Genomic DNA, 1,850 nt, shown 5'->3' on the forward strand with positions numbered 1-1,850 from the left:
GGCCTGCGCTTTTCTGTGGCTACCAATGTGAAACGGGAACAGACCCTAGTCAGAGACGCATGCCTTTGAACGGGTTCCAGCCTTGCTCGCTTTTTACTTCCTGAAGGTAGTACGCGTAATTCGTGGTCAGGCCGTACATCATTGAAATGCGATTCCCAAGCCTAGATCCAGCGGGTCAGGGAACTCCATTCCAATGATGGAAAAAAGCACAGTCAATACCACGTAGACGGCGAACATTATGCCGAGAAGGGCAAGGTTCTTTTTCCAAAGCCCGAGAACGAATAGATAAATCGGGCCGAAGAAGTACGCGATAAAGTTAAAATTTATCAGCGCTTTTTTTGTCCAGCGAGGCAGTGCTTTCAAAGCAGGCTTGAAGCGTGGATCGTTTGGCGCACCGTAAGTCTCGAAAAAGTTGAAGCGTTCCTGCCCTTCGCACTGTACTTGCTAGTGCTTTGAGTCTGATCTGCTGTGCTCATGGTACTACTCCTGATGTTCCGTTGGGATGACGTCTTCTTCCGGGAAATCCTGTGTCTCTATGTTTCTTGCTTTATGACTGCGCGGCGATTGTATGAACTTTACAGGTGGGTGACTACGCAGCTGCATGCCTATTTCCTGAAATCTGCGTAGGCCAGGCATGGCGAAAGGCTTACACGTGCAGGAGGCGGTTGGCTATTTCCGCCCTGACGCTTGCCCCGTAATATTGGATCCATCAACTGGCGAACAGGAGTTCACCAGGGTCAAGGATGACCGACCATTGCCTTGGAGGCAGCCGACAGGGAGTCGGGATGGTCTTGGGAAAACCCGCTTCGGCGGGTTTTTTATTGGGCGCGAGAACGCTTTGGTGGGCTAAAGCGACTCGCGCAGTGCCTTTCGCTTGCGCAGGTTTTCACGATGCTTCTCAAGATCCTTGCGGCGACGCATCTCCTGACGGATCTCCTTGCGTTCGGATCGAATAATCCTCCACTGCAAACGCAACTCCCGGCCACGCTCGCTATTGAGCGACAAAAGGCCCAGTAACGGGAAAAGCAGCCCCAGCACGTAAAACATCAACTCATAGCGCCGCCAATGCGCAGGCGCAGTGGGCAACACCGCCAAAAAGCAGCCCGCCAGAATGGCCGCCAATATCCACATGCCGCAGGCATGCCCCCGACTCATCATGATGCCGCCAAAACTCAAGACCAGTGTCACCCCCATCAAGAGCATCACCGACTGGCCCGCTCGCTCCAGATCATTCGGAAAGTACGCATCGACCACAGTGCCCGCGCTGATGGCGAGGGAAAATATGCCCATGAAGATCGGGGTCAGAAAGGACATCAGGTAACGCGACCGGAACGCGGCGACGTGGCTGCGGTACATCGCCAACGGCTGCGGCGAGGGGCGTTTGCTGCGAGATTGTTTACCCATTTTTCTTCCTTGGTGGGTGGGGGGTAGTAGTTAGATATCGATGAACCGTCTGGCCGTTTGTATGTATCATTTCCGGCAAGAACGTCGCATGGTCCGGGCACATTCAGAGTCTGGCTCAGCATTTGTTTGAACGTGCACCGCTGCATTAATAGTGATACGGGCGCGTATGCTCTATGGGCAGTCCACCACACCTGACCTATATAGTGCCTCAAGGACCCCGCCTAATGTCCACATCAGCTCCGCAACCGCTCTACAACAAAGCCTGGCTATTCGCATCCCAGGCCCACATCGGCCAAAAAATGACAGGCTCCGACCTGCCTTACACGACCCACGTGGGGATTCCACGCGCACTTGGACACCCATTCCACGAACACTTGGACAGTGATTCCACGCTGACTTGGACACTGATTCCACGAGCATCTGGACAGTGATTTCTCACTGACCAG

1 protein-coding gene and 2 pseudogenes are annotated in these 1,850 nt (G+C 53.9%); 1 reads left to right on the forward strand and 2 read right to left on the reverse strand.

Annotated elements, in window-relative coordinates; all coding sequences use genetic code 11:
- Positions 1-49: 49 nt before the first annotated feature.
- Both DW49_RS01000000128835 and DW49_RS0123710 read right to left on the reverse strand, forming a co-directional pair.
- A pseudogene (locus tag DW49_RS01000000128835) lies at positions 50-476 on the reverse strand (DUF2628 domain-containing protein).
- 370 nt (positions 477-846) lie between these two features.
- Complete coding sequence (locus DW49_RS0123710) at positions 847-1,404, reverse strand: hypothetical protein (protein WP_005621757.1); 558 nt, start codon at positions 1,402-1,404, stop codon at positions 847-849.
- 224 nt (positions 1,405-1,628) lie between these two features.
- Between DW49_RS0123710 and DW49_RS1000000132510 the strand changes: the two are divergent.
- Positions 1,629-1,745 (forward strand): annotated as a pseudogene (locus DW49_RS1000000132510) (HD domain-containing protein); the annotation flags it as partial.
- Positions 1,746-1,850 lie beyond the last annotated feature (105 nt).

The organism is Pseudomonas avellanae BPIC 631 (assembly GCF_000444135.1).
Classification (GTDB): domain Bacteria; phylum Pseudomonadota; class Gammaproteobacteria; order Pseudomonadales; family Pseudomonadaceae; genus Aquipseudomonas; species Aquipseudomonas avellanae.